Origin of the sequence: Quadrisphaera setariae (assembly GCF_008041935.1) — a bacterium.
In the GTDB taxonomy this organism is placed as follows: domain Bacteria; phylum Actinomycetota; class Actinomycetes; order Actinomycetales; family Quadrisphaeraceae; genus Quadrisphaera; species Quadrisphaera setariae.
Map to the genome: position 1 here is coordinate 298606 of NZ_VKAC01000002.1, position 25679 is coordinate 324284.

General features: G+C 74.3%; 25 protein-coding genes. 15 read left to right on the forward strand and 10 right to left on the reverse strand.

Annotated elements, in window-relative coordinates:
• From FMM08_RS04610 to FMM08_RS04625, 4 genes are all read left to right on the forward strand, one after another.
• Nucleotides 1-1233, forward strand: coding sequence for a phosphoglycerate kinase (locus FMM08_RS04610; RefSeq protein ID WP_147925155.1), 1233 nt, complete (start codon nucleotides 1-3; stop codon nucleotides 1231-1233).
• Between the two features lie 150 nt (nucleotides 1234-1383).
• On the forward strand, nucleotides 1384-2148 hold the full coding sequence (gene tpiA, locus FMM08_RS04615) for a triose-phosphate isomerase (protein ID WP_147925323.1): 765 nt from the start codon (nucleotides 1384-1386) through the stop codon (nucleotides 2146-2148).
• A 97-nt stretch (nucleotides 2149-2245) separates the two neighbouring features.
• A complete protein-coding gene (gene secG, locus FMM08_RS04620; protein ID WP_139712889.1) occupies nucleotides 2246-2500 on the forward strand; it encodes a preprotein translocase subunit SecG in 255 nt (84 codons plus the stop codon).
• A gap of 29 nt (nucleotides 2501-2529) precedes the next feature.
• Nucleotides 2530-2877, forward strand: a complete 348-nt coding sequence (locus FMM08_RS04625; RefSeq protein WP_147925156.1) for an RNA polymerase-binding protein RbpA — start codon at nucleotides 2530-2532, stop codon at nucleotides 2875-2877.
• 81 nt (nucleotides 2878-2958) lie between these two features.
• Here FMM08_RS04625 and pgi read toward each other — a convergent pair whose 3' ends face one another.
• The 6 genes from pgi to tkt form a co-directional block, all read right to left on the reverse strand.
• The gene (gene pgi / locus FMM08_RS04630) at nucleotides 2959-4644 is read right to left on the reverse strand and encodes a glucose-6-phosphate isomerase (RefSeq protein ID WP_147925157.1); all 1686 of its coding nucleotides are present in this window, start codon (nucleotides 4642-4644) and stop codon (nucleotides 2959-2961) included.
• Between the two features lie 101 nt (nucleotides 4645-4745).
• Nucleotides 4746-5531 (reverse strand): 6-phosphogluconolactonase, encoded by a 786-nt coding sequence (pgl, locus tag FMM08_RS04635; protein ID WP_147925158.1) that lies wholly within the window; start codon nucleotides 5529-5531, stop codon nucleotides 4746-4748.
• Complete coding sequence (locus FMM08_RS04640; RefSeq protein WP_147925159.1) at nucleotides 5528-6619, reverse strand: glucose-6-phosphate dehydrogenase assembly protein OpcA; 1092 nt, start codon at nucleotides 6617-6619, stop codon at nucleotides 5528-5530. Before FMM08_RS04640 ends, pgl begins: the two co-directional genes overlap by 4 nt.
• Nucleotides 6616-8169, reverse strand: a complete 1554-nt coding sequence (gene zwf / locus FMM08_RS04645; RefSeq protein WP_147925160.1) for a glucose-6-phosphate dehydrogenase — start codon at nucleotides 8167-8169, stop codon at nucleotides 6616-6618. Before zwf ends, FMM08_RS04640 begins: the two co-directional genes overlap by 4 nt.
• A 55-nt stretch (nucleotides 8170-8224) precedes the next feature.
• Nucleotides 8225-9361 carry a transaldolase gene (gene tal / locus FMM08_RS04650; RefSeq protein WP_147925161.1) on the reverse strand — a complete coding sequence of 379 codons (1137 nt, stop codon included), beginning with the start codon at nucleotides 9359-9361 and terminating at the stop codon, nucleotides 8225-8227.
• 174 nt (nucleotides 9362-9535) lie between these two features.
• Complete coding sequence (gene tkt, locus FMM08_RS04655) at nucleotides 9536-11764, reverse strand: transketolase (protein WP_147925162.1); 2229 nt, start codon at nucleotides 11762-11764, stop codon at nucleotides 9536-9538.
• A 220-nt stretch (nucleotides 11765-11984) separates the two neighbouring features.
• On the opposite strand from tkt, the gene FMM08_RS04660 reads away from it, so the two are divergent.
• The gene (locus FMM08_RS04660; protein WP_147925163.1) at nucleotides 11985-12929 is read left to right on the forward strand and encodes a heme o synthase; all 945 of its coding nucleotides are present in this window, start codon (nucleotides 11985-11987) and stop codon (nucleotides 12927-12929) included.
• A 392-nt stretch (nucleotides 12930-13321) separates the two neighbouring features.
• Here FMM08_RS04660 and FMM08_RS04665 read toward each other — a convergent pair whose 3' ends face one another.
• The 3 genes from FMM08_RS04665 to FMM08_RS04675 all read right to left on the reverse strand — a co-directional run bounded on the left by FMM08_RS04665 (nucleotide 13322) and on the right by FMM08_RS04675 (nucleotide 16171).
• Nucleotides 13322-14302: a COX15/CtaA family protein gene (locus FMM08_RS04665; RefSeq protein ID WP_147925164.1), complete on the reverse strand. Its 981-nt coding sequence runs from the start codon at nucleotides 14300-14302 to the stop codon at nucleotides 13322-13324.
• A gap of 103 nt (nucleotides 14303-14405) precedes the next feature.
• Entirely contained in the window at nucleotides 14406-15227 is an 822-nt protein-coding gene (locus FMM08_RS04670; RefSeq protein WP_255472053.1) for an ABC-2 transporter permease, read from the reverse strand.
• Nucleotides 15215-16171, reverse strand: coding sequence for an ABC transporter ATP-binding protein (locus tag FMM08_RS04675; RefSeq protein WP_147925165.1), 957 nt, complete (start codon nucleotides 16169-16171; stop codon nucleotides 15215-15217). Before FMM08_RS04675 ends, FMM08_RS04670 begins: the two co-directional genes overlap by 13 nt.
• A 135-nt stretch (nucleotides 16172-16306) precedes the next feature.
• On the opposite strand from FMM08_RS04675, the gene FMM08_RS04680 reads away from it, so the two are divergent.
• The 8 genes from FMM08_RS04680 (at nucleotide 16307) to FMM08_RS04715 (ending at nucleotide 22770) form a co-directional block, all read left to right on the forward strand.
• Nucleotides 16307-17131, forward strand: coding sequence for a helix-turn-helix transcriptional regulator (locus FMM08_RS04680; RefSeq protein ID WP_147925166.1), 825 nt, complete (start codon nucleotides 16307-16309; stop codon nucleotides 17129-17131).
• The gene (sufB, locus tag FMM08_RS04685) at nucleotides 17128-18570 is read left to right on the forward strand and encodes a Fe-S cluster assembly protein SufB (protein WP_147925167.1); all 1443 of its coding nucleotides are present in this window, start codon (nucleotides 17128-17130) and stop codon (nucleotides 18568-18570) included. Before FMM08_RS04680 ends, sufB begins: the two co-directional genes overlap by 4 nt.
• Before the next feature lie 2 nt (nucleotides 18571-18572).
• On the forward strand, nucleotides 18573-20027 hold the full coding sequence (sufD, locus tag FMM08_RS04690; protein WP_147925168.1) for a Fe-S cluster assembly protein SufD: 1455 nt from the start codon (nucleotides 18573-18575) through the stop codon (nucleotides 20025-20027).
• Nucleotides 20028-20046: 19 nt separating this feature from the next.
• Nucleotides 20047-20418 (forward strand): non-heme iron oxygenase ferredoxin subunit, encoded by a 372-nt coding sequence (locus tag FMM08_RS04695; protein ID WP_147925169.1) that lies wholly within the window; start codon nucleotides 20047-20049, stop codon nucleotides 20416-20418.
• Nucleotides 20419-20448: 30 nt separating this feature from the next.
• On the forward strand, nucleotides 20449-21222 hold the full coding sequence (gene sufC, locus FMM08_RS04700) for a Fe-S cluster assembly ATPase SufC (RefSeq protein WP_147925170.1): 774 nt from the start codon (nucleotides 20449-20451) through the stop codon (nucleotides 21220-21222).
• A complete protein-coding gene (locus tag FMM08_RS04705) occupies nucleotides 21222-21536 on the forward strand; it encodes a metal-sulfur cluster assembly factor (RefSeq protein ID WP_109775562.1) in 315 nt (104 codons plus the stop codon). Before sufC ends, FMM08_RS04705 begins: the two co-directional genes overlap by 1 nt.
• 96 nt (nucleotides 21537-21632) lie before the next feature.
• Nucleotides 21633-22394: an acVLRF1 family peptidyl-tRNA hydrolase gene (locus FMM08_RS22850; protein ID WP_222710403.1), complete on the forward strand. Its 762-nt coding sequence runs from the start codon at nucleotides 21633-21635 to the stop codon at nucleotides 22392-22394.
• A 4-nt stretch (nucleotides 22395-22398) separates the two neighbouring features.
• A complete protein-coding gene (locus tag FMM08_RS04715; RefSeq protein ID WP_147925171.1) occupies nucleotides 22399-22770 on the forward strand; it encodes a hypothetical protein in 372 nt (123 codons plus the stop codon).
• 109 nt (nucleotides 22771-22879) lie between these two features.
• Here FMM08_RS04715 and FMM08_RS04720 read toward each other — a convergent pair whose 3' ends face one another.
• Nucleotides 22880-23488 carry a biotin transporter BioY gene (locus tag FMM08_RS04720; RefSeq protein WP_439653547.1) on the reverse strand — a complete coding sequence of 203 codons (609 nt, stop codon included), beginning with the start codon at nucleotides 23486-23488 and terminating at the stop codon, nucleotides 22880-22882.
• 76 nt (nucleotides 23489-23564) lie between these two features.
• On the opposite strand from FMM08_RS04720, the gene FMM08_RS04725 reads away from it, so the two are divergent.
• Together FMM08_RS04725 and FMM08_RS04730 are read left to right on the forward strand one after the other, a co-directional pair.
• Entirely contained in the window at nucleotides 23565-25163 is a 1599-nt protein-coding gene (locus tag FMM08_RS04725; protein ID WP_147925172.1) for an ABC-F family ATP-binding cassette domain-containing protein, read from the forward strand.
• Between the two features lie 272 nt (nucleotides 25164-25435).
• Nucleotides 25436-25660: a helix-turn-helix domain-containing protein gene (locus FMM08_RS04730; protein ID WP_222710405.1), complete on the forward strand. Its 225-nt coding sequence runs from the start codon at nucleotides 25436-25438 to the stop codon at nucleotides 25658-25660.
• Nucleotides 25661-25679: the final 19 nt, after the last annotated feature.

Sequence of the window (25679 nt, forward strand, 5' to 3'; positions counted from 1 at the left end):
TTGGCGCTCTCGTCCCTCGACGACCTGGTGGCCGCGCAGGGTGACCTGCGCGGCCGCCGGGTGCTGGTCCGCTCCGACCTCAACGTGCCGCTCGACGGCACGACCATCACCGACGACGGCCGCGTGCGCGCCTCCGTGCCGACGTGGCAGCGCCTGCTCGACGCAGGCGCTCGCGTCGTCGTCGTCGCCCATCTGGGACGCCCCAAGGGCGCGCCGGAGGCGAAGTACTCTCTGGCCCCCGTGGCCGAGCGGGTGCGCGAGCTGCTGCCGTCCACCGCGGTCCGCTTCGCGGACGTGACGGTCGGCGGGAGCGCGCAGGAGGCTGCCGACGCCCTCGGCGACGGCGAGCTGCTGCTCGTGGAGAACCTCCGCTTCAACGCCGGCGAGACCAGCAAGGACGACGCCGAGCGCGCCGCCTTCGCCGGTGAGCTGGCTGCCCTGGTGGGCGGGCCCGAGCAGGGCCTGTTCGTCTCGGACGGCTTCGGCGTGGTGCACCGCAAGCAGGCCAGCGTCTACGACGTCGCCCAGCTGCTCCCGCACGCCGCCGGCGGCCTCGTCGAGGCCGAGACCGCGGTGCTGCAGCGCCTCACCACCGACCCCGCCCGGCCCTACGCCGTGGTGCTGGGCGGCGCGAAGGTCTCGGACAAGCTCGCCGTCATTGAGAACCTGCTGGGCACGGCCGACCGGCTCCTCGTCGGCGGCGGCATGGTCTTCACCTTCCTCGCGGCCCAGGGCCACGAGGTCGGCACGTCCCTGCTCGAGGCCGACCAGGTCGAGACCGTCAAGGGCTACCTCGCCACCGCCGCCGAGCGCGGCGTGGAGGTCGTCCTGCCGGTCGACGTCGTCGCGGCGACGGCGTTCTCCGCCGACGCCGAGCACGAGGTCGTCGCGGCCGACGCCATCCCGGCCGACCGCATGGGCCTGGACATCGGCCCGAGGAGCGCAGAGCTCTTCGCCTCGAAGCTGGCCGACACCCGCACGGTCTTCTGGAACGGCCCGATGGGCGCGTTCGAGATGGCGCCGTACGCCGAGGGCACCCGCGAGCTCGCGAAGGCCCTCGCCGAGGTCACCCGCGCCGGCGGCCTCACCGTGGTCGGAGGCGGCGACTCCGCCGCCGCGGTCCGCTCGCTCGGCTTCGCCGACAGCGACTTCGGCCACATCTCCACCGGCGGCGGCGCGAGCCTGGAGTACCTCGAGGGCAAGACCCTCCCCGGGCTCTCCGTCCTCGCCTGACCGGCAGCTCCACCAGCAGCGGCCGACGCACCCCGTCGGCGCACCGGCTCCCCGCCCGCGGCACCGCGGGCGGGGAGCCTTCCGCACGCACTCCCTTCTCACCGCCCTGACCGAACCCCAGGAGGACTCCCCGTGGCACGCACCCCGCTCATGGCCGGCAACTGGAAGATGAACGTCGACCACGTGCAGGCCACGGCCCTGGTCCAGCGCCTCGCGTGGACGCTGCGCGACGCCAAGCACGACCCGGCCTCCGTCGAGGCCGTCGTCATCCCCCCCTTCACCGACCTCCGCTCGGTGCAGACCCTCATCGAGGGCGACAAGCTGGAGCTCGGCCTGGGCGCCCAGGACGTCTCCGCCCACGAGCCCGGCGCCCGCACCGGTGAGGTCGCCGCCTCCATGCTGGCGCGCCTCGGCGTGCAGTACGTGGTCGTCGGCCACAGCGAGCGCCGCCAGTACCACGGCGAGGACGACGCGCTGGTGGCCGCGAAGGCCGCCAAGGTCCTCGAGCACGGCATGACCCCGATCGTCTGCCTCGGCGAGCAGCTGGAGGTCCGCGAGGCCGGCGAGCACGTCGCCGACTGCATCGGCCAGCTCGACGGCTCCCTCGCGGGCATCTCCGCGGAGGACCTGCCGAAGGTCGTCGTCGCCTACGAGCCCGTCTGGGCCATCGGCACCGGCAAGGTCGCCACCCCCGAGGACGCCCAGGAGGTCTGCGCGGCCCTGCGCGCGCGCCTGGCCGACGCCCACGGCGCCGAGGTGGCCGACGCCGTGCGCGTGCTGTACGGCGGCTCGGTGAAGTCCTCCAACGTCGCCGCGATCATGGCCGGTGAGGACGTCGACGGCGCCCTCGTCGGTGGCGCGAGCCTCGACGCCGGTGAGTTCGCCGGCATCGTCACGGGCGGGGCGGCGTCCTGACCGCTCCGCGGCCGGGTGGTCTGGGCGCGCGGCGCGACACGGCCGGCTGCGTGATGGCGGTCACCGCGGCGCCCACCAGCAAGTACTCTGGTCGGCTGTGACCGTCCTGCGGATCGTGCTCCAGGTGCTGCTGGCGCTGACGAGCCTCTTCCTGACCCTGCTGATCCTGCTCCACAAGGGCAAGGGCGGCGGTCTGTCGGACATGTTCGGCGGCGGGATGTCCGCCAGCGTGGGCAGCTCCGGGGTGGCCGAGCGCAACCTCAACCGCATCACCGTGGCGAACGCCGTCCTCTGGGCGGCCGTGGTCGTGGCGCTCGGCCTCGTCGAGCGCTTCGACCCCAGCGGTTCCTGACCCCCACTCCTGCAGACGAAGGGATCACCGTGGCAGGTGGCAACGCGATCCGGGGCAGCCGTGTCGGCGCCGGTCCCATGGGCGAGGCGGAGCGCGGCGACGCCGCGCCCCGGCGGCGCGTCTCCTACTGGTGCGCCAACGCGCACGAGACGCAGCCGAGCTTCGCCTTCGACCCCGGCTCCGAGGTCCCCGAGACCTGGGACTGCCCGCGCTGCGGGCTCCCCGCCGGCCAGGACCGGGCCAACCCGCCCCAGCCGCCCAAGACCGAGCCGTACAAGACGCACCTCGCGTACGTGAAGGAGCGCCGGTCCGAGAGCGACGGCAAGGCCATCCTCGAGGCGGCCCTCGCCAAGCACCGCGCCAAGCGCGGTCTCTGACGGCGGTCCGACCACACGCGAAGGGCCCCCGGGACGCACGTCCCGGGGGCCCTTCGCGCTCTCCGCGCCGGAGCGGCCAGCTCAGACGGTGCGCTGCGCCAGGTAGTGCTCGATCAGCTCCCGCGTCGACGGGTCCTGGGCCTCGAGCGCCGCGGAGTCGCCCGTGAGGGCGGGCGCGATCTCCAGGGCGAGCTTCTTGCCCAGCTCGACGCCCCACTGGTCGAAGCTGTCGATGCCCCACACGACGCCCTCGACGAACGTGATGTGCTCGTACAGCGCGATCAGCTGGCCGAGCACCGACGGGGTCAGCGACGCAGCGAGGATCGAGGTGGTGGGCCGGTTGCCGCTGAAGACCCGCGCCGACACGACGTCCTCCGCGGTCCCCTCGGCGCGGACCTCCTCGGCGGTCTTGCCGAACGCCAGCGCCTTGGTCTGCGCGAAGTAGTTGGCCATGAAGAGGGCGTGCACGTCGACGTCGCCGTCCCGCAGCGGGTGCGCGGGGTTGGCGAACGCGATGAAGTCCGCCGGGATGACCCGCGTGCCCTGGTGGATCAGCTGGTAGAAGGCGTGCTGGCCGTTGGTGCCGGGCTCTCCCCAGAACACCTCGCCGGTGGCGGTGGTGACGGGGGAGCCGTCCCAGCGCACCGACTTGCCGTTGGACTCCATCGTCAGCTGCTGCAGGTACGCGGGGAAGCGGTGCAGGTACTGGCTGTACGGCAGGACGGCGTGGGTGTGGGCGTCCAGGAAGTTGACGTACCAGACGTTGAGCAGGCCCAGGAGCACGGGGACGTTGGTGGCGAGCGGCTCGGTGCGCACGTGCTCGTCGACCGCGTGGAACCCGGCGAGGAACTCCCGGAACCCCTCCGGCCCGATCGCCACCGCCAGCGAGGTGCCGATGGCGGAGTCGACGGAGTAGCGCCCGCCGACCCAGTCCCAGAAGCCGAACGCGTTCTCCGGGTCGATGCCGAAGTCGGCGACCTTGTCCAGGGCGGTGGAGACGGCCACGAAGTGCTTCGCGACGGCCGCGCGGCGCGCGTCGTCGTCGTCCTCCAGCGCGCCGGCGGCGCTGAGCTGCTCCCACAGCCAGGCCCGGGCCAGACGCGCGTTGGTCAGCGTCTCCAGGGTCCCGAAGGTCTTGGAGGCGACGATGAACAGCGTCGAGGCCGCGTCGAGGTCGGCGACGGTCTCGGCCAGGTCGGTCGGGTCGATGTTCGAGACGAACCGGACCTCGACGTCAGGGTGCTTGTAGGCCTTGAGCGCCTCGTAGGCCATCACCGGGCCGAGGTCGGACCCGCCGATGCCGATGTTGACGACCGTGCGGATCCGCTGGCCGGTGACGCCCGTCCAGGTGCCGGAGCGCACGTCGTCCGCGAAGGCGGACACCTTCTCCAGGACCGCCTGGACGTCGGCGTCGACGTCCTGGCCGTCGACCACCAGCGGGGGGTCCGCGTGCGGCGGGCGGCGCAGCGCGGTGTGCAGGACGGCGCGGTCCTCAGTGACGTTGATGTGCTCGCCGGCGAACATCGCCTGCAGCCGCTCCGGCAGCCGCACCTCCTCGGCCAGCTGCACCAGCAGGGACAGCGTGGTGTCCGTGACGAGGTTCTTGGACAGGTCCACGTGGAGGTCCGCGGCGTCGAGGGTCAGCCGGCGGGCTCGGTCAGGGTCCTCGGCGAACCACCCGCGCAGGTCGGGGACCAGCTCGGCGTGGTGGGCCCGGAGGCGGGTCCAGGCGGACGTGGTGGTCGGGTCCACGGGAGGGGTGCTCACGCAGGAGACGCTAGGGCAGACGGGTGACCTCGTGACACCCAGCCTCCGACCCGGCAGCGACCCGGCTCCGAGCCCGCTCGGAGCGGGCTCGGAGCACGGCGTCACAGCCGGCTGGCGGCCTCCCGGTCGAGCAGCCACAGCGTGCGCTGCGTCCCGCTGACCAGGCTCGCCGGCAGGCGCCCCGGCCCGGCGAGGGCCTCGGCGACGGCCTCGGCCTTGTCCGCGCCCCCCACCACGAGCCAGACCTCCTCGGCGGAGGCGATGACCGGCAGCGTCAGCGACAGGCGCGTGGGCGGCGGCTTGGGGGAGTCCCTCACCGCGATCACCTCGTGGCCGACCTCCTGGCCCTGCTCCAGGGACGGGTGGCCGGGGAACAGGCTCGCGACGTGCCCGTCGGGGCCCACGCCGAGCATGAGCACGTCGAAGACCGGCACCGCCCCCCCGACGCCCTCCTCGCGGGCCGCGGTGGCCAGCTCGGCGGCGTAGCGGGCCGCGGCCGCGTCGGGGTCGTCACCGTCAGGCCCGTCGCTGGCGGGCATGACGTGGACCGCCTCCTCGCGCAGGCCCTGCCGGGCGAGGGCGTCGAGCACCGCCTCGCGCGCCTGGACGGCGTTGCGGTCGCCGTCGTCGGCGGTCACGAACCGCTCGTCGCCCCACCACAGGTCCACCCGCGACCAGTCGACGGCGCGGGAGGCGGGGGAGGAGGCGACGTCGCGCAGCACCTGCGTGCCCACGGTGCCTCCCGTGAGGACCACGGACGCCCGGCCGCGGCGCACCTGCGCGTCGAGCACGCGCACCACGAGGCGCGCGGCCACCGCCGCGGCCAGGGAGCCCTTGTCGGGGTGGACGACCACCTCGGCGGCCGACCGGGACCCGTAGCTGCTCATGAGGCGTCCTCTCCCACGGTCTGCTTCTCGGCCGGCGGATCGGCCGCCGCGATCGCCGCGGCGCGGGCGTGCGCGGCGGCGTCGAGCTCGGCGCCGCGGCGCAGCTGCTCGGCCACGTCGGGACCGCGCCCGGCGGACCGCGCCTCGGCCATCGCCACGTGGCCGCCCTCCTCCGCGTCCAGCGCCGCCAGACCGGTGGTGAGGACCTCGCCGTAGATGTCGTCGGGGTCCAGGCGCCGCAACTCCTCCGCGAGGCAGTCGCGGTTGGATCGGCGCGGCAGCGCCAGGCGGCGCTCGGGCTGCCCGGGCTGGGTCAGCGTGGCCACCTGCCCGTCCGGGCGGGCCAGCTCGACAGCGCCGGAGGGGCGCTCCAGGCGCACGCCGACGATGCCGCCGCCGGAGCGGCCGCTGACCCGGGTCACCGGGCACCCGAGGGTCAGCGCGAGCCAGGCGGCCAGCAGCTCGGTGCTGGGGCTGTCGCTGGCGCCGGTCACCGTGGCCGCCGTCACGCGGTCCGCGGGGACCTGGTCCAGCGCCGCGGCGAGCAGGCCCCGCCACAGCGTCAGCCGCGACCAGGCGAAGTCGGTGTCACCGGGCACGTGGCGAGCCGCGAGGCGGTGCAGCACCTCCACCGGGTCGCCGCAGGCCGCGGCGTCGGTGATCCGCCGCTGCGCCATCGCCCCGATGGGGTCCGTGGCGGGATGCTCAGGGGCCTCGCCCGGCCACCAGACCACGACCGGCGCGTCCGGCAGGAGCAGGGGGATGACCATCGAGGCGCCGTGGGCCGTGAGCGGCCCGTAGCTGCGCAGGACGATGACCTCGCTGGCGCCGGCGTCACCGCCCACGCGGATCTGCCCGTCCAGGCGGGAGGTGCCCCGCTCGTCCGCCGCGGCGAGCACCACGATGCGGCACGGGTGCTCGCGGCTGGCGTCGTTCGCGGCCTCGATGGCCGTCTCGGCGTGCTCGTCGTCGGTGGGCACCACCAGCGTGAGCACCCGGCCCAGGGCCACGGCCCCGCCGGAGTCGCGCAGGTCGACGAGCTTCTTGGCGATGGCCGCCGTCGAGGTGCGCGGCATGTCGACGATCACGGGCGCCTCCAGGTGCGTCCGGTGCGGGCGAGCATCTCCGTCGCCTGCTCAGGGCCCCACGAGCCCGACGCGTACGGCGCCGGCTGGCCCTGCGAGGCCCAGTGCTCGATGACGGGGTCGAGGATGCGCCAGCTGAGCTCGACCTCCTCGTGCCGCGGGAACAGCGGCGGGTCGCCCAGCAGCACGTCGAGGATGAGCCGCTCGTAGGCCTCGGGGGAGGACTCCGTGAAGGAGTGCCCGTACCCGAAGTCCATGGTGACGTCCCGGACCTCCATCTGCGTGCCCGGGACCTTGGAGCCGAAGCGCAGCGTGACGCCCTCGTCGGGCTGCACGCGCACCACGAGGGCGTTCTGGCCGAGCTCCTCGGTGGCCGTGGACTCGAACGGCAGGTGCGGCGCCTTCTTGAAGACCACCGCGATCTCCGTGACGCGCCGGCCCAGGCGCTTGCCGGCGCGCAGGTAGAACGGCACCCCTGCCCAGCGGCGGGTGTCGATCTCCAGGGTGACGGCGGCGTAGGTCTCCGTGGTGGAGTCCGGCGAGATGCCGTCCTCCTCCAGGTAGCCCTTCACCGGCTCGCTGCCCTGCCAGCCCGGCGCGTACTGCCCGCGGGCGGTGTGGGCGTCGAGGTCGGCGGGGAGGCGGACGGCCGAGAGGACCTTCTCCTTCTCGGCGCGCAGGTCGCGGGCGTCGAAGGAGACCGGCTCCTCCATGGCCGTGAGCGCCAGCAGCTGGAGCAGGTGGTTCTGGATGACGTCGCGCGCCGCGCCGATGCCGTCGTAGTACCCGGCGCGGCCGCCGATGCCGATGTCCTCGGCCATGGTGATCTGCACGTGGTCGACGTGGTTGGAGTTCCACAGGGGCTCGAACATCTGGTTGGCGAAGCGCAGCGCCAGCAGGTTCTGCACCGTCTCCTTGCCCAGGTAGTGGTCGATGCGGAACACCGAGTCCTGGGGGAAGACGCTGCCGACGACGGCGTTGAGCTCGCGGGCCGAGGCCAGGTCCCGTCCGAACGGCTTCTCGATGACCACGCGCCGCCACGACCCCTCGACGGGGTCGGTCAGGCCCGAGGCCGCCAGCTGCTGGCACACCAGCGGGAAGGCGCCCGGCGGGATCGACAGGTAGAAGGCGTGGTTCCCGCCCGTCCCGCGCTGGGCGTCGAGGTCTCGGACCACCTGGGCGAGCTGCGTGAACGCCGCGGCGTCGCCGAACTCGCCGGGCACGAAGCGGAAGCCCTCCGCCAGGTGCGCCCACACCTCCTCGCGGAACGGCGTGCGGGAGTGCTGCCGGACCGAGTCGTAGACGATCCGGCCGAAGTCCTGCTCCTCCCAGTCCCGTCGGGCGAAGCCCACCAGCGAGAAGCCCGGAGGGAGCAGCCCGCGGTTCGCGAGGTCGTAGATCGCCGGCATGAGCTTCTTGCGGGCCAGGTCACCGGTGACCCCGAACATCACCATGCCGCAGGGGCCGGCGATCCGGGAGAGCCGCTTGTCACGGGGGTCGCGCAACGGGTTGTGCGCGGCCCCCGCGCCGGGGTCTGGGAGGAGCGTGGACATCAGCGCACCACCGGACCGGCGGGGCGGTGAGCTGTGACGTGCCGGGGGGAGCGCGTCACGCGTCGCTGCCACCGGACTGGGCGGCGGCGCGCTCGAGCTCGTCGCGCACGGAGTCGCCCAGCTCGGTCCAGGACTTCTCGAACTTGTCGACGGCCTCGGTCTCGAGGTCCTCGACGACCTTCGTGTAGGAGATGCCCAGGCGCTCGAGCCCGTCCATGACCTGCTCGGCCTCGGCGTAGGAGCCCTTGATGGTGTCGCCGGTGACCTGGCCGTGGTCGGCGAAGGCCTCCAGCGTGGTGCCGGGCATGGTGTTCACGACGCCGTCGGTCACGAGCTCGCTGACGTAGAGGGTGTCCGGGTAGGCCGGGTCCTTGACACCGGTGGAGGCCCACAGCGGACGCTGCACCTGGGCGCCGGCCTCGGCCAGCACCTGCCAGCGCGGGGAGGAGAACACCTCCTCGTAGGCCTGGAACGCCAGGCGCGCGTTGGCGAGGGCGGCCTTGCCGCGCAGCGCCTTCGCCTCGTCGGTGCCGATCGCGTCGAGCTGCGGGTCGATCGCGGTGTCGACGCGGGAGACGAAGAAGCTCGCCACCGAGGCGATGGGGGCCAGGTCGAGGCCCTTCTCACGGGCCTGCTCCAGGCCGGTGAGGAAGGCGTTCATGACCGCGCGGTAGCGGTCGAGGGAGAAGATCAGCGTGACGTTGACGCTGATGCCCTCGGAGATCGCCGTGGTGATGGCGGGCAGACCCTCCACCGTCGCGGGGATCTTGATGTACAGGTTCTCGCGGTCCACGGCGGACCACAGGGTCCGGGCCGACTCGGACGTCGCCTGGGTGTCGCGCGCCAGGCGCGGGTCCACCTCGAGCGAGACGCGGCCGTCGCCCTTGCCGCCCGTGCGGTCGTGCACGGGGCGGAGCACGTCACAGGCCTCGCGCACGTCGCGCGTGGTGATCTGGAAGACCGCCTCGTCGACGTCGACGCCGGAGGCCGCCAGCTCGCGGACCTGGTCCTCGTAGCGGTCGCCCTTCTTGAGGGCGGTGGCGAAGATCGTGGGGTTGCTCGTCACACCGACGACGCTCTGCTGCTCGACGTGGTCGGCCAGGCGGCCGGTCTGCACGAGCTCGCGCGAGAGGTCGTCGAGCCAGACGGCGACGCCGGCCTGGGAGAGGGCGGCGAGGTTGGCGTTGGTCATGGTGATCGCTCCAGGTGGGTGACTGGTCAGTCGGGCGGGGACGTCTGACGTCTCTGGGTGCCGATCGGCTGGGCGGACCGGAAGATGAGCGATCTCGCAGGTGAGAGGCCGATCGACGTGGAGCTCGTGCGCCGGCGGCGGGCCACCGGCCCGCCGCCGGCGCACGAGGGTGGGTCAGCGGTCGCCGGTGCCGCCGGTCGGGGACGACGAGCCGGCGACCGAGCCGGGGCTGTCGCCGCCGGCGGCCGCCTGCAGCGACTCGTGGGCCTTGGCGACGACGTTCTCGGCGGTGAAGCCGAACTCCTGCATCAGGCGTGCGCCGTCGGCGGAGGCGCCGAAGTGCTCCAGGGAGACCGTGCGCCCGGCGTCGCCGACGATGTCGCGCCACCCGGCGGCCACGCCGGCCTCGACGGACACGCGCGCCTTGACGGACGGCGGCAGCACGGACGCGCGGTAGGCGTCGTCCTGCTCGGCGAACCACTCGCGGCACGGCATGGACACCACGCGGGTGCCGACGCCGGCGGCCTGCAGCTGCTCGCGGGCCGCCACGGCCACCTCGACCTCGGAGCCCGTGGCCACGATGATGACCTGGAGGTCACCCTCGGCGTCCACCAGCACGTAGCCGCCCTTGAGGGTGCCCTCGGCGCTCCCGAAGACCTCGCGGTCGTAGACCGGCAGGTTCTGGCGCGAGAGCACCAGGCCCGTCGGGCTCTCGGTGTGCTCCAGCGCTCCGCGCCAGGCGTACGCCGTCTCGTTCGCGTCGGCCGGGCGGACCACGGCCAGGCCCGGGATGAGGCGCAGCGCGGCCACGTGCTCGACCGGCTGGTGGGTCGGGCCGTCTTCGCCCAGGCCGATGGAGTCGTGCGTCCACACGAAGATCGACGGGATCTCCATCAGCGCCGCCAGGCGCACCGAGGCGCGCATGTAGTCGCTGAACTGCAGGAAGGTGCCGCCGTAGGCGCGGGTGCCGCCGTGGAGGACGATGCCGTTGATCGCGGCGCCCATGGCGTGCTCGCGGATGCCGAAGTGGAGGGTGCGCCCGTAGGGGCCACCGCTCCACGAGCGGGTCTGGCGCGACGGCGGCAGGAAGGAGGGCTCGCCCTCCATCGTGGTGTTGTTCGACTCCGCCAGGTCGGCCGAGCCGCCCCACAGCTCCGGCAGCACGCCGGCCAGACCGGTGAGGACCTCACCGCTCGCCTTGCGGGTGGAGACGGCCTTGCCCGCGGGGAAGGACTTCAGCGAGTCCGTCCAGCCCTCGGGGAGCGTGCGGGTCTTGAGGCGGGCCAGCAGCGCGGCGCGCTCCGGGTTCGCCTCCTGCCACGCGGCGAAGCGGGCGTCCCAGTCCTTGCGGACCTCGGCGGCGCGGGCGGCGAGGCCCCGGGTGCGCTCGAGCACCTCGTCGTCCACGGCGAAGGTCTTCTCCGGGTCGAGCCCGGTGGCGGCCTTGAGGCCCTTGATGGCCTCCTCGCCGAGCGCGGAGCCGTGCGACTTGCCGGTGTTCTGCAGCTTCGGCACCGGCCAGGCGATGATCGTGCGCAGCCGGATGAAGCTCGGGCGGGTGGTCTCCGCCTTCGCGGCCTGCAGCGCGTCCCACAGGGCCTGGACGTCCTCGTGGTAGCCCTCGCCGTCGGTGTGGTCACCGCCGCGGGTCCAGTCGACGGTCTGGACGTGCCAGCCGTACGCCTCGTACCGCGCAGCGACGTCCTCGGTGAAGGCGACGTCGGTGACGTCCTCGATGGAGATCGAGTTCGCGTCGTAGATGACGGTGAGGTTGCCCAGCTCCTGCGTGCCCGCCAGGGAGGAGGCCTCGCCGGAGACGCCCTCCTGCAGGTCGCCGTCGGAGGCGATCGCCACGACCTGGTGGTCGAAGACGGACTCGCCCGGGGCGGCGTCCGGGTCGAGCAGGCCCCGCTCGCGGCGGGCGGCCATCGCCATGCCCACGGCGTTGGCGACGCCCTGGCCCAGCGGGCCGGTCGTGACCTCGACGCCCTTGGTGTGCTTGTACTCGGGGTGGCCGGGGGTCTTGGAGCCCCAGGTGCGCAGCGCCTTGAGGTCGTCCAGCTCGAGCCCGAAACCGCCCAGGTACAGCTGGATGTACTGCGTCAGCGCGGAGTGGCCCGCGGACAGGACGAAGCGGTCGCGGCCGTCCCAGGTGGTGTCGGCCGGGTCGTGCGTGAGCAGCTTCTGGTAGAGCAGGTACGCCAGCGGCGCGAGGCTGATGGCGGTGCCGGGGTGGCCGTTGCCGACCTTCTGCACGGCGTCGGCGGCGAGCGCGCGGACGGTGTCCACGGCGCGCTGGTCGACCTCGTCCCACTCGAGCTTGCTCGGGGCGCTGGTCTGCGTCTGGGTCACGGTGTGCTGTCCCTTTCCTCCGCGCGGCGCGGAGGCGGCCGCCGCGCGCATGTGTCGTCCAGTGGTGCGGCTCTGTCGCTGTGGTGTCGTCCCGTGGTGCGGCTCGCTGTCGCTGTGAGCCTACTCACCGCCCGGGGTTCACCCGCGCGGCGGCATGGCACCCGGACGGCCCGCGGGCCGTACAGTGGCCCCGTCCGTGCCCTGAGGACCGCCGCGCCCCGTCTGGGGGCACGTCCCCAGGCCCCTGCTCCAGCGAGGACCGCGACCGCCCGTGACCGCCGTCGAGGACGCCCGTGGCGCCCGCTCCCGCTGGACCCGGCGCCAGCGGGTGGCCGGTTTCGTCGCACTCACCAAGCCCCGCATCATCGAGCTGCTCCTCATGACGACGGTGCCGACGATGATGCTCGCGCAGCGCGGCCTGCCGCCGCTGTGGCTGCTGGGGGCGACCCTCGTCGGCGGCACCCTGGCCGCGGGCAGCGCCAACGCCCTGAACTGCTACATCGACCGCGACATCGACATGCGGATGCACCGCACGGGCAAGCGCCCGCTGGTCACCGGCGTGGTGGCGCCGCGCGAGGCGCTGGTCTTCGGGTTCGTGCTGGGGCTGCTGTCGGTGGTGTGGCTCGGGCTGGTCGTGAACCCGCTCTCCGCGCTGCTGGCGGCCCTCGCGATCGCCTTCTACGTGGTCGTCTACACCCTCGGCCTCAAGCGCCGGACCAGCCAGAACATCGTCTGGGGCGGCGCCGCCGGGTGCATGCCGGTGCTCATCGGCTGGTCGGCCGTCACCGGCAGCCTCTCCTGGGCGCCGTGGGTGCTCTTCGCGGTGATCTTCCTGTGGACCCCGCCGCACTACTGGCCGCTGTCCATCAAGTACCGCGCCGACTACGCCGAGGTCGGCGTGCCGATGCTGCCGGTGGTCGCCTCCCCCCTGACCGTCGGGCGCCAGGTGGTCGGCTACGCCTGGGCGATGGTCGCCGCCACGCTGGTGCTCGTGCCGGTCGCACCGACCGGTCCGGTCTACGCCGTGGCCGCCGTCCTGCTGGGCGCCTGGTTCCTCGCGGAGTCCCACGGCCTGCTCCGCCGCGCCAAGCGCGTGACCTCCGCTGACGAGGTCGGCGCCATGCGCCTGTTCCACACCTCGATCAGCTACCTGACGCTGCTGTTCCTGGCGCTCGCCGTCGACGCGGTCGTGCCGCTGCAGCCGCTGTTCTCCTGACCCGCTGACGCGCTGCCCCTGACGGGCGCAGCCGGCCCCGCCCGGGCCGGCTGCGCCCGTCGTCGTCCTCACCCCTGCGCCTGCCCGTCTGGTCTGGCACGGGGTGGCCCTGTGCTCGTGGGGCTGGCACAGGGCCACCCCGTGCCAGCAGAGGAGTGGCGCGGAGCACCCCACGGCCGTCCGAGCGGCCCACCAGGACGACGACGGCGACGTCCACGGGAGCAGGTGTCGCCGCGCTGGCGGAGTCCAGGGCCAGGAACTGCCCCGGCGTGACCCCGGACCCCGCCAGCGCGCTGCCAGCCCTCGCGAGCGGTGCGACCGGTCGGCGCGGTCCGGCACGGGCCCCGCAGCGCCCCGTGCTCGAGGCCGCCCGAGACGTCCCAGAGGCGGCGTCAGGCGCGGCGGGCGGGGGCGGCGCCGGTGCGCTCGCGCAGCGACGTCCACTGCGCCGTCACGGCCACCACGAGCAGGCAGGCGCCGAGCATGTGCAGCGCGACCAGCGGCACGGGCAGCGCGGTGGCGTACTGGACGTAGCCGATGAGGCCCTGCAGCAGGACCACGCCGAGCACCCACCAGCCGCGGCGCTTCGCCACCGCCGGGGCGGGGGAGACGTGCAGGGCGACGAGCAGGCCGATGAGCAGGCCCACGAGCAGCAGCACGAGGTCGGCGTGGAGCCAGCTGACGGTGCGCGGGTCGAGGGCGTACCGGGCGGGCTCCTCGGCGTCCCCGGAGTGGGGGCCGGCGCCGGTGACCACGGTGCCGACGGCGAGCACCAGCGCCGTGACGGCGGCGAGGCCCACGGCGAGCAGCCTCACGGCGGGGTGCACGAGCAGCCGCGGGGGACCGTCCCCCTCGAGCGCCCGCAGCAGGAGCAGCGTGGATGCGGCGACGAGCACCATGGACACGAGGAAGTGGACGGACACCGTGAACGGTGACAGGCGGGTCAGCACGGTGATCCCGCCGATGACGGCCTGCAGCAGCACCCCCACGACGGGGACGACGGCGAGCGCGCGCAGCCGGCGTCGCGGTGCCCCGTCAGGGCCCCGCAGCCGCCACACGGCCACGAGCGCGGCCACGGCGAGCACGAGCACGAGGAAGGTGAGCGTGCGGTTGCCGAACTCGATGTACTTGTGGAAACCCTCGGCCTGGTGGACGGTCGGCACGTACGAGCCGGGCGCGCACTGGGGCCACGTCGGGCACCCGAGCCCCGAGCCGGTGAGGCGCACGAGGCCACCGGTGACCACGATGCCGACCTCGGCGACGAGGTTGGCGAGGAGCACGGCGCGGGTGCCGCGGCCGAGGCGGCCAGCGGCCGGGGTCGGGTCCTGCGGCGAGGGGGTCGCGGGACCGTAGCGGGCGGTCGTGCTGGTCACCCCAGCAGGGTAGGTGGGCCGGAGGGGGAGTCCTGCACGTCGGGCGTGCCGCGGCCTGTCGGGTGCGCCACAGCGCCCCGTGAGCGGGCCTGCGCTCCCCGGGTCAGCTCCAGCGGAAGGTGCGCACCACGAGCGCCCCGGCCGCGGCGGCCCACGCCAGCAGCACCGCGCACGGACCGAGCGCGAGCACGCCGTCGAGCGAGGCCGCGCGCACCGCGTCGCCGAGGGCCGCCGACGGCAGCGCCGCCAGCAGCGGCCCGGCCGCCCCGGCCGCCTCCCGCGGCACGAGCAGGCCCGCGCCGGCGAGCAGCACCCAGGCGAGGTTGGCCACGGCCAGCACCGCCTCGGCGCGCAGGGACCCCGCCAGCAGGAGCGCCAGCGCGGCGAAGGCCGCGGTGCCGAGCAGCAGCGCCAGCAGCAGGAGCGGGAGCGCCGCAGGGCCGGCCGCCAGCGGCTGCCACCCCAGTGCCAGCGCCAGCCCGCCGAGCACCACCACCTGCAGCGCCTCGACCGCCAGCACCGCCAGGCCCCGTCCCAGCAGCAGCCCCGACCGGCCCAGCGGGGTGGTGGCCAGCAGCCGCAGCACCCCGTAGCGGCGGTCGAAGCCGAGGGCGATCGCCTGACCGGTGAAGGCCGTGGACAGGACCGCCAGGCCGAGCACCCCCGGCGCGACGACGTCGATGCGCGCGACCCCGGCCAGCGACGCCGGCACGACGACGGCCCCGACGGGCGTCCGCGCGAGCACGAGCAGCGCCAGCGCGGGCAGGACGAGGCTGACCAGCAGCTGCTCGCCGTTGCGCAGGAGCACGCCCACCTCGAAGCGGGCCTGGGCCAGCACCCGCGCCGCGGCCGGGGCCGCGCCACCGCCCGGGGCGAGGACGAGCCCGTCCGTCGGCGTCCTGCCCCGGTCGTTCACGCCGCCCACCGCGAGGGACCTCCTGTGAGCTCCAGCACCACGTCCTCCAGCGAGCGCCGCCCCACCGCCAGGCCCTGCGGCAGCACGCCCTGCGCGGCGCACCAGGACGCCGCGGTCGCGACGACCTGCGGGTCGACGGCGCCCGGCCGCAGCGCCGTCACCTCGTAGCGGCCCGGCTCCGCCTCGTCGGTGGCCACCGAGGTGGGCAGTGCCGCGCGCAGCGCGTCCAGGGGCAGGCCGGCGGGCGCACCGAAGCGCAGCACCTCCGGCCCGGAGGAGGTCAGCTCCTCCACCGTGCCGCTCGCCACGGCCCGGCCGTCGCGGACGACGACGACGGCGTCGGCCAGGCGCTCGGCCTCGGCCATGGAGTGCGTGGTCAGCAGGACGGCCGTGCCGGCGGCCCGCAGCTGCTCCAGCAGGTCCCACACGACGGCGCGGGCGTGCGGGTCCAGCCCGGTGCTGGGCTCGTCGAGGAAGGCGAGCTCCGGCCGGCCGACCACGGCGCACGCCAGCGCCAGGCGCTGCTTCTGGCCGCCGGACAGGCGGCGGACGTTCGTCCGCCCGAACCCGTCGACGCCGAGCAGGCGGGCGAGCTCGGGGACGTCCATGGGGTCGGAGTGCTGGGCGGCGACCAGGCGCAGCACGGCCTCGGCGGGTGCGCCGCCGGGCAGGCCGCCGTCCTGCAGGAGCACGCCGGTGCGCGCCGCCAGGGGTCGGCCGTCGGCGCGCGGGTCGAGCCCGAGCACCGACAGCGAGCCGCCGTCGGGACGGCGCAGCCCCGTGCAGCACTCGACGAGCGTGGTCTTGCCGGCCCCGTTGGGACCGAGCACCGCGGTGACCTCGCCGCGCCGCGCCTCCAGGTCGAGGCCGTCGAGCGCCGTGCGCCGCCCGTACCGCTTGACCAGGCCGCGCACCACCAGGGCGGCGGCGGCGTCGCCGCGGGGTGGGAGCACGTCGGGAGTCTAGGTCGGCCCGCTCCGGCCTCCGGCGGCGTGCGGTGGGGGGTCTCGCGCGGCGTGACGCTCCTCACGGGCGATCAGCCGCTCGGCGGGGGAAGGGGATTAGGGCACCATGGTGTTGTGCAAAGCATGGCCACCTCCGAGACCCCGGGCGACGCGCACGCCTCGGCGGCGCCGGAGCTGTCCGCAGCGGGCACCCGGGAGCGCGTCTCGCGCACCGTGCTGGCGCGCGGACCGGTGACGGCGGCCCAGCTCGCGAGCGACCTGGGCGTCACCCCCGCCGCCGTGCGCCGCCACCTGGACGCGCTCGCCGCCGACGGCCTCGTGCGCCAGGCCCCCCTCGTCGCCGGGAACCGCGGCCCCGGCCGTCCGGCCCGCGGGTGGGTGGCCACCGAGGCCGGGCACGCCGCCGCTCCCGGCGCCTACGACGACCTCGCTGCCGCCGCCCTGAGCGCCCTCGAGCGCGAGGCGGGCCACGAGGCGCTCGAGCGGTTCGCCCGCCAGCGCGCCGACGAGCTGGTGGCGCGCCACCGCGACAGCGTCGACGCCGCCGGCGCCGCGCCCGCGGCCAGGGCCGGTGCGCTGGCCGAGGCCCTCACGGCTGACGGCTACGCTGCCCGCACCGCCGTCCTCGGCACCCCGCGCAGCACTGCAGCGCCGTCGGGACAGGGGCAGCCGGCGGTGCCGACCTCGGTCCAGCTGGTGCAGGGCCACTGCCCCGTGCAGGCCGTCGCCGGCCGCCACCCCGAGCTGTGCGAGGCGGAGACCGCCGCCTTCGCCCGGCTCATCGGCGCGCCGGTCCGCCGGCTGGCCACCCTGGCGGCCGGACACCACGCGTGCACCACGCACGTGACCACGACCAGCACGCCCGCCAGCCCGACCGACCGCCAGCCCACCAGCCCGACCCCGCAGACCCCCAAGACGTCGCACCCCACCCAGGGACGGAGCGCATGAGCACAGACACCAGCCCCGAGCTCAACGACATCGAGGCTCGCAACCCCGAGCTCGCCGGTCTCGGCACCTACCAGTACGGGTGGGCCGACTCCGACTCCGCCGGCGAGACCGCGCGTCGCGGGCTGTCCGAGGACGTCGTCCGCGACATCTCGGCCCGCAAGGACGAGCCGGAGTGGATGCTCCGCACCCGCCTGAAGGCGCTGAAGATGTTCGGCCGCAAGCCGATGCCCGACTGGGGCAGCGACCTGTCCGAGATCGACTTCGAGAACATCAAGTACTTCGTGAAGTCGACCGAGAAGCAGGCGACCAGCTGGGACGACCTGCCCGCCGACATCAAGAACACGTACGATCGGCTCGGCATCCCCGAGGCGGAGAAGCAGCGCCTGGTCGCCGGCGTCGCCGCGCAGTACGAGTCCGAGGTGGTCTACCACCAGATCAACGAGGAGCTCGAGCGCCAGGGCGTCATCTTCCTGGACACCGACTCCGGCATGCGCGAGCACCCGGAGCTGTTCCAGGAGTACTTCGGCTCCGTCATCCCCCCGGGCGACAACAAGTTCGCCGCGCTCAACACGGCCGTGTGGTCGGGCGGGTCCTTCATCTACGTGCCGCCGGGCGTGCACGTGGAGATCCCGCTGCAGGCCTACTTCCGGATCAACACCGAGAACATGGGCCAGTTCGAGCGCACGCTGATCATCGCCGACGAGGGCTCGTACGTGCACTACGTCGAGGGCTGCACCGCGCCGATCTACAAGTCCGACTCGCTGCACTCCGCGGTGGTCGAGATCGTGGTGAAGAAGAACGCCCGCGTGCGCTACACGACCATCCAGAACTGGTCGAACAACGTCTACAACCTCGTCACCAAGCGGGCGACCGCCGCCGAGGGCGCCACCATGGAGTGGATCGACGGCAACATCGGCTCCAAGGTGACGATGAAGTACCCGGCGATCTTCCTGATGGGCGAGCACGCCAAGGGCGAGACGCTGTCGATCGCCTTCGCGGGCGAGGGCCAGCACCAGGACGCGGGCGCCAAGATGGTGCACGCCGCGCCCAACACCTCCAGCTCGATCATCTCCAAGTCCGTGGCGCGCGGCGGTGGCCGCTCGTCCTACCGCGGGCTGGTCCAGGTGCTCGAGGGCGCCGGTGGCTCGGCGTCGACGGTGCGCTGCGACGCGCTGCTGGTCGACTCGATCAGCCGCTCCGACACCTACCCCTACGTCGACGTCCGCGAGGACGACGTGTCGATGGGGCACGAGGCGACCGTCTCGAAGGTCTCCGAGGACCAGCTCTTCTACCTCATGAGCCGCGGCATGGCCGAGGACGAGGCGATGGCGATGATCGTGCGCGGCTTCATCGAGCCGATCGCCCGTGAGCTGCCCATGGAGTACGCCCTCGAGCTCAACCGGCTCATCGAGCTGCAGATGGAAGGAGCGGTCGGCTGAGCATGGCTGACACGTCCAACAGCCCCACCACGTCAGCGGTCCAGGGCGGCGTCGGCACCGACGCCGCCCTCGGGCTCGACGACCTCGACGCCGGCCGTGAGGACCTGGCGCTCGACCTGCCCGGCGGGGCCCCGGCCGCGCTGAGCACCGAGGTCCCCGCCACCGCCGTCCCCGACGGGGGCGACGCGGTCGCCTCGGCGCCTGCGCAGCACGGCCTGAACGCGCACAGCCACGGTGCGGGGGTCCCCGCGACCAACCGCGCCGAGCGACGCACGTCGTTCGACGCCGCCGACTTCCCCGTGCCCAGCGGGCGCGAGGAGGAGTGGCGCTTCACGCCCCTCGACCGCGCCCGGGCCCTGTTCGAGCCCGCGGGCTCGCCCACCGGCCTGCAGGTGGAGGTCGGCTCCACGGACGGCGTGACGCACCGCCGCTCCGCCAGCGGCTCGTCGGACGGCGCCGGGAAGGGCTACGTGCCCGGTGACCGAGCGGCCGCCGTGGCCTGGGGCGACGCGACCGCCGCGGGCGCCGTCGACGTCGTCGCCGTGGCGGCCGAGGCCGAGCTGGCGGAGCCGGTGCTGGTGAGGGTCTCCACCCCCGCCGGGGCCGAGCGCGCTGCCGGGCACCTCGTGGTGCAGGCCGGTCCCCACAGCCGGTCCACCGTGGTCCTGGACCACTCCGGTGGCGGCCTGGTCGCCAGCGGCGTCGAGGTCGTGGCGGCCGAGGGCGCGCACCTCGTCGTCGTCAGCGTCCACCAGTGGGACGACGACGCCGTCCACCTCGCCCAGCACGACCTGCAGGTCGGGCGCGACGCCACCGTCAAGCACGTCGTGGTGACCCTCGGCGGGTCGCTCGTCCGCGTGGGCTCGACGGTCCGCTACGCCGGCCCCGGCGGTGACGCGACCCTGCTCGGCGTGTACTTCTCCGACGCCGGCCAGCACCTGGAGCACCGCTCCTTCGTCGACCACGAGGCGGCCAACTGCCGGTCCAACGTGGTCTACAAGGGCGCGCTGCAGGGCGAGACCGCCCGCGCCGTGTGGGTCGGTGACGTGCTCATCCGCGCCAGTGCGCTGGGCACCGACACCTACGAGCTGAACCGCAACCTCGTGCTCACCGACGGCGCCCGCGCCGACTCGGTGCCGAACCTCGAGATCGAGACCGGCGAGATCGTCGGGGCCGGCCACGCCAGCGCCACCGGCCGCTTCGACGACGAGCAGCTCTTCTACCTGCAGAGCCGCGGCATCCCGGAGGACCAGGCCCGCCGCATGGTGGTCCGCGCGTTCTTCGCCGACGTCATCCAGCAGATCGGCGTCGCCTCGGTCTCCGAGCAGCTGATGGCCGCGATCGACGCCGAGCTCGAGCTCGCCGCCGAGGTCGGCGCGACGGGTGCGGCCTCCAGCGCCGACGTCCCGGCGGTGGCCGACGGCGTCGAGGCGGAGCTCCTCGGCGCTCGCGCGTGAGCCGCCGGGCGGGTCGGCGATGAGCAGCGGTGCGGTGCGGGTGTGCTCCGCCGCGGACGTCCCGGAGCTCGGCGCCCTGCGCGTCGAGGCCCCGGGGCCCCGCGGCGACCTCGTGCCCGTCGCGGTGGTCCGTGACTCCGACGGACAGCTCCACGCCATCTCCGACACCTGCAGCCACCAGGCGGTCTCCCTGTCCGAGGGTGACGTCGAGGACTGCAGGATCGAGTGCTGGCTGCACGGGTCGGCCTTCGACCTGCGCACCGGCCGGCCGAGCGCCCTGCCCGCGGTGCACCCCGTGCCCGTGTACGCCCTCACCCTCGACGGCGACGACGTCCTCGTCGACGCCACCACCGACGTCGGCGCCCGCGCCGAGTCGCAGCCACAGTCCTGAAGCACCCTCGACCGAGGAGAACACCCGAGCATGGCCACCCTGGAGATCCGCGACCTGCACGTCAGCGTCAAGACCCCCGACGCCGGTGACAAGCAGATCCTGCGCGGCGTCGACCTGACCGTCCGCGCCGGCGAGACCCACGCGATCATGGGCCCGAACGGGTCCGGCAAGTCGACGCTGGCGTACTCCATCGCCGGCCACCCCCGCTACGAGGTCACCAGCGGCTCGGTGACCCTCGACGGCGAGGACGTCCTCGCGATGAGCGTCGACGAGCGCGCCCGCGCCGGGCTCTTCCTCGCGATGCAGTACCCCGTCGAGGTGCCGGGCGTGACGGTGTCGAACTTCCTGCGCACCGCCAAGACCGCCGTCTCCGGTGAGGCCCCGTCGCTGCGCCACTGGACCAAGGACGTGCGCACGGCCATGGACCAGCTGCGCATGGACCCGGCGTTCGCCGAGCGCAACGTCAACGAGGGCTTCTCCGGCGGTGAGAAGAAGCGCCACGAGATCCTGCAGATGGAGCTCCTGAAGCCGAAGATCGCCGTCCTGGACGAGACCGACTCCGGCCTCGACGTCGACGCCCTGCGCGTCGTGTCCGAGGGCGTCAACCGCGTCGGCGCCACCGGCGAGACCGGCCTGCTGCTCATCACGCACTACACGCGCATCCTGCGCTACGTGAAGCCCGACTTCGTCCACGTCTTCGTGGCCGGCCGCGTGGCCGAGGAGGGTGGCCCCGAGCTCGCCGACGACCTCGAGGAGAACGGCTACGACCGCTTCCTCGACAGCTCGGCGCCGGTGAGCGCCTGATGTCCGACGTCGACGTCGCCGACGTCGAGGAGGCCCTCAAGGACGTCGTCGACCCCGAGCTCGGCATCAACGTGGTGGACCTCGGCCTCGTCTACGGCCTGACCGTGGAGGAGCCGCGCACCGCCGTCATCGACATGACCCTCACGTCGGCGGCGTGCCCGCTGACCGAGGAGATCGAGGCGCAGGTGGCCGACGTCCTCTCGGGCGTCGTCGACGACCACCGCATCAACTGGGTGTGGATGCCGCCGTGGGACATGCAGAAGATCACCCCGGACGGCCGCGACCAGCTGCGGGCGCTCGGATTCAACGTCTGAGCCGGTGACCGCCGACGTGCAGAGCCCCGCCAGGGGGTCCGTCCAGGGCCTCCCGGCGGGGTTCTGCGCGTCCGGCGTCACGGGGGAGGGCCGCCGGTGACCAGCCGGCTGGTCGAGGTGGCCCCGGAGCGCCTCGCCGGCTGGGTCGCGCGCTTCACCGCCTCCCACGGTCCCGTGCGTCATGAGCTGGCGACGCCGGAGCACCTGCTGCTGCGGGCCGCCGACGGCGAGGTGGCCGACCTCGAGGTGCCCTGGCCGCCCCTGCCTGTGCCCCTGGCGCTCCCGACGTGCTCCGCGGAAGCTCCTGAGGACGACGACGTCGGCGAGCGCGTCGCAGCGCTGGCCGCTCATGCCGCGCTCGAGCGGACGGCGCTGCTGGTGCTCGCGCGGCGGGGCGGGTGGGCCGTGGGCCTGGCGCGCGGCGGTGAGCTGCTCGACGGCACCCATGGCACGCGCTACGTGCAGTCCCGCACCGCCGCCGGGGGCTGGAGCCAGCAGCGGTACGCCCGCCGGCGCGCCAACCAGGCCGACGGCCTCGTCGCGGCGGCGCGCGACGGCCTGGGCGGCGTGCTCGGCCGCGCGACGGCCGGAGCAGGGGGCCTCGCGCCGGAGGTGCTGGTGCTCGGCGGGGACCGCCAGCTCGTCGCGGCCGTGGTCGATAGCGTTCCCGACCCCGGGGCGCCACGTCTGCACGCCCTGCCGCGGGGCCCGCTGCTGGACGTCCCGGACCCGCGGCGCGCCGTCCTCGTCGAGGTCGCGCGACGGGCCCGCTGCGTCCGGGTCCGCGTCGGCGCCGAGCCGGCACCCGCAGGGGCGCTTCGTCCGGGACCCAGCGGGCCCGGGCGCGTGCGACCCTAGTCCCGTGATCACCACACGACGCAGCGTGATGACCGTCGTCGCCGGAGCGGGCGCAGCGCTCGCCCTGGCCGGGTGCGCGGCGGCCGGCGACATCGCCTCCGCGGCGGGGGAGGGCGCCAGCTCCGCGGCGGTCGGGGCCGCCCGCGCCGCGGCGCTGCAGCAGGTGTGCGGCGCCGTGGAGGACGGGCAGCTCAGCGAGCAGGACCTGGCGCAGCTGCGCGCGGCGGTCCGGGCGGCGGAGGCGGCGGGTGTGGACGGCGACGTCGTCGCCCAGGCCGACCAGCTGCTGGGGGACGGCGGCCCAGACGAGGGGCAGGTGGCCCAGCTGCAGGCGGCGTGCGCCCAGGCGGGTCAGGGCGGGCCGAGCAGTTCCTGACGACGGGCCCGGTGCGGCCTGACCACTGCGACCACCACCTGCTCGATGATGCAGGAGACCCGCCCCCGGAGGTCTCGGGTGCGGGTCTCCTGCACGATCACGAGAGCGGTCAGCGGGCGCGGCGGCTGAGCTTCCAGGCGCCGGGCAGGGCCACACCGGCGATGACGGCCTTGACGAGCCCACCGAGCAGGAACGGCGTGAAGCCGGCGGCCACGGCCTGGCCGGCGCTCATGCCCGTCGCCAGCGCCAGCCACGGCACGCCGACGGCGAAGACGACCAGCTGGCCGGCGGCGAACAGGGGCACCGCGCGCCACCAGCGGCGGTCGGCGCCGTGGCGGGCGGCCAGCCCGATGAGGAAGGCGGCGGGCAGGAACCCGACGATGTAGCCGCCGGTGGCGCCGGCCACGACGTGCCAGCCGCCGGACGCCTCGGAGTAGAAGGGCAGCCCGACGGCGCCCAGGACGGCGTACAGACCCATCGACGACAGACCCCGCACCGGTCCGAGCGAGGCGGCGACGAGGACGAGCGCCAGGGTCTGGCCGGTGATCGGCACCGGGGTGCCGGGCAGCGGCACGACCACCTGGGCGAGCAGGGCCGTGAACAGGGCGCCCCCGGTCACGAGCAGCGCGTCGCGCACCCGGGTGGACGCGCCGACGGCGGGGACGAGGTCGGCGAGGACGGCGCGCCGGGGCAGCCGTCCGGGCAGGTCAGCGGTGATGGCCACGGGGACACCCTGGCAGAAGCGGGCCGAGGCGCCCAAGGGGGAGCCCGGCGGCGCCTAGAATGGGCAGGACATGATCACAGCGACTGACGTAGAGCTCCGCGCCGGCGCCCGCCTGCTGGTCTCGGGGGCCACCTTCCGCGTCGGACGCGGCGACCGGGTGGGCCTGGTGGGCCGCAACGGCGCCGGCAAGACGACCCTGACCCGCGTCCTGTCCGGGGAGACCCAGCCGGCCGGCGGCTCGGTGACCTCGGACGGGCCCGTGGGCTACCTCCCGCAGGACCCCCGCACGGGCGACCTCGAGCAGTCGGCCATCGCCCGCGTGCTCTCGGCGCGCAACCTGGACTCGGTGGTCGCCAAGATGCGCGCTGCCGAGGCCGAGATGGCCGGTGACGACCCCGCCGCCCGGACGAAGGCGATGGACCGGTACGCCAAGCTCGAGGCGCGCTTCACCGCCGCCGGCGGGTACGCGGCGGAGTCCGAGGCGCACCGGATCGCCGCGAACCTGAACCTGCCCGAGCGGGTGCTGGCCCAGCCGCTGGGGACGCTGTCCGGCGGCCAGCGCCGCCGCGTGGAGCTGGCGCGGATCCTCTTCTCGGACGCCGAGGTGCTGCTCCTGGACGAGCCCACCAACCACCTCGACGCCGACTCGATCGTCTGGCTGCGCGACCACCTCAAGACGTACTCCGGCGGCCTGGTGGTCATCAGCCACGACGTCGGCCTGCTCGAGGCGGTCTGCACCAAGGTCTTCCACCTCGACGCCAACCGCTCCCAGCTCGACCTCTACAACGTCGGCTGGAAGCTCTACCTCGACCAGCGCCGCATCGACGAGGAGCGCCGCAAGCGCGAGCGCGCCAACGCCGAGAAGAAGGCGGGCACGCTCATGGCCCAGGCCGACAAGATGCGCGCCAAGGCGACCAAGGCCGTGGCGGCCCAGAACATGGCCAAGCGCGCCGAGAAGCTGGTCGCGGGCCTGGAGGACGTCCGCCAGGCCGACCGGGTGGCCAAGCTGCGCTTCCCCTCCCCGGCGCCCTGCGGACGCACGCCCCTGACGGCGGAGCACCTGTCCAAGTCCTACGGGTCGCTGGAGATCTTCACCGGGGTCGACCTCGCCATCGACAAGGGCAGCAAGGTGGTGGTGCTGGGCCTCAACGGCGCCGGCAAGACCACGCTGCTGCGCCTGCTCGGGGGTGTGGAGACGCCGGACACCGGCGCCGTGCTCCCCGGCCACGGCCTGCGGCTGGGCTACTACGCCCAGGAGCACGAGACCATCGACGTCTCCCGCAGCGTGCTGGAGAACATGCGCTCGGCGGCACCCGACCTCGACGACACCGGTGTGCGCAGCGTGCTGGGCTCGTTCCTCTTCATCGGTGACGACGTCCACAAGCCGGCGGGCGTGCTGTCCGGCGGGGAGAAGACGCGGTTGGCGCTGGCGATGCTCGTGGTGAGCGCCGCCAACGTGCTCCTGCTCGACGAGCCGACCAACAACCTCGACCCGGCCAGCCGCGAGGAGGTCCTCGACGCGCTGCGCCGCTACGAGGGAGCGGTGGTCCTGGTCACCCACGACGAGGGCGCCGTGCACGCCCTGGAGCCTGAGCGCGTCGTGCTCCTCCCCGACGGCCAGGAAGACCTCTGGAGCCCGGAGTACGCCGAGCTGGTCTCGCTGGCCTGACATCCCCCGGCACCTCGCCGGTGCGTCGGCTGGACGCCTCCGGGGCGGTCGCTGGGGGACGGCTGGGGGCCGTCCGGGCGAAGCTGGTGGCGCCGCGGCGCGGGGGGTTCGCGCAGGCGCCTCGGCGCGAGAAGATCGATGCCGGTGGCACCAGGTGTGACGAGGTCGCACCATGGAGGGCACCATGGTCGTTCCGGACACCGCCGAAGCACTGCGGTGGACGGGCGCGGCCAGCAGGGGACTGGTCGAGCACCACTCAGGAGGGCAACACAGTGAGCGACAACCCAGTGATCAAGAAGGGCGCACGCATCACCGGAGGGGAGCGCACCACGCTCGCCGACGACCTCAAGGCGAAGTACGCCCAGGGCGCCAGCATCCGTGCTCTGGCTGCGGAGACGGGCCGCTCGTACGGCTTCGTGCACCGCATCCTCACCGAGAGCGACGTCTCACTCCGCAGTCGCGGTGGGGCGACGCGAGGTGCGCGCAAGGCGAGCTGAGCCGACTCCGGAGGCGGGT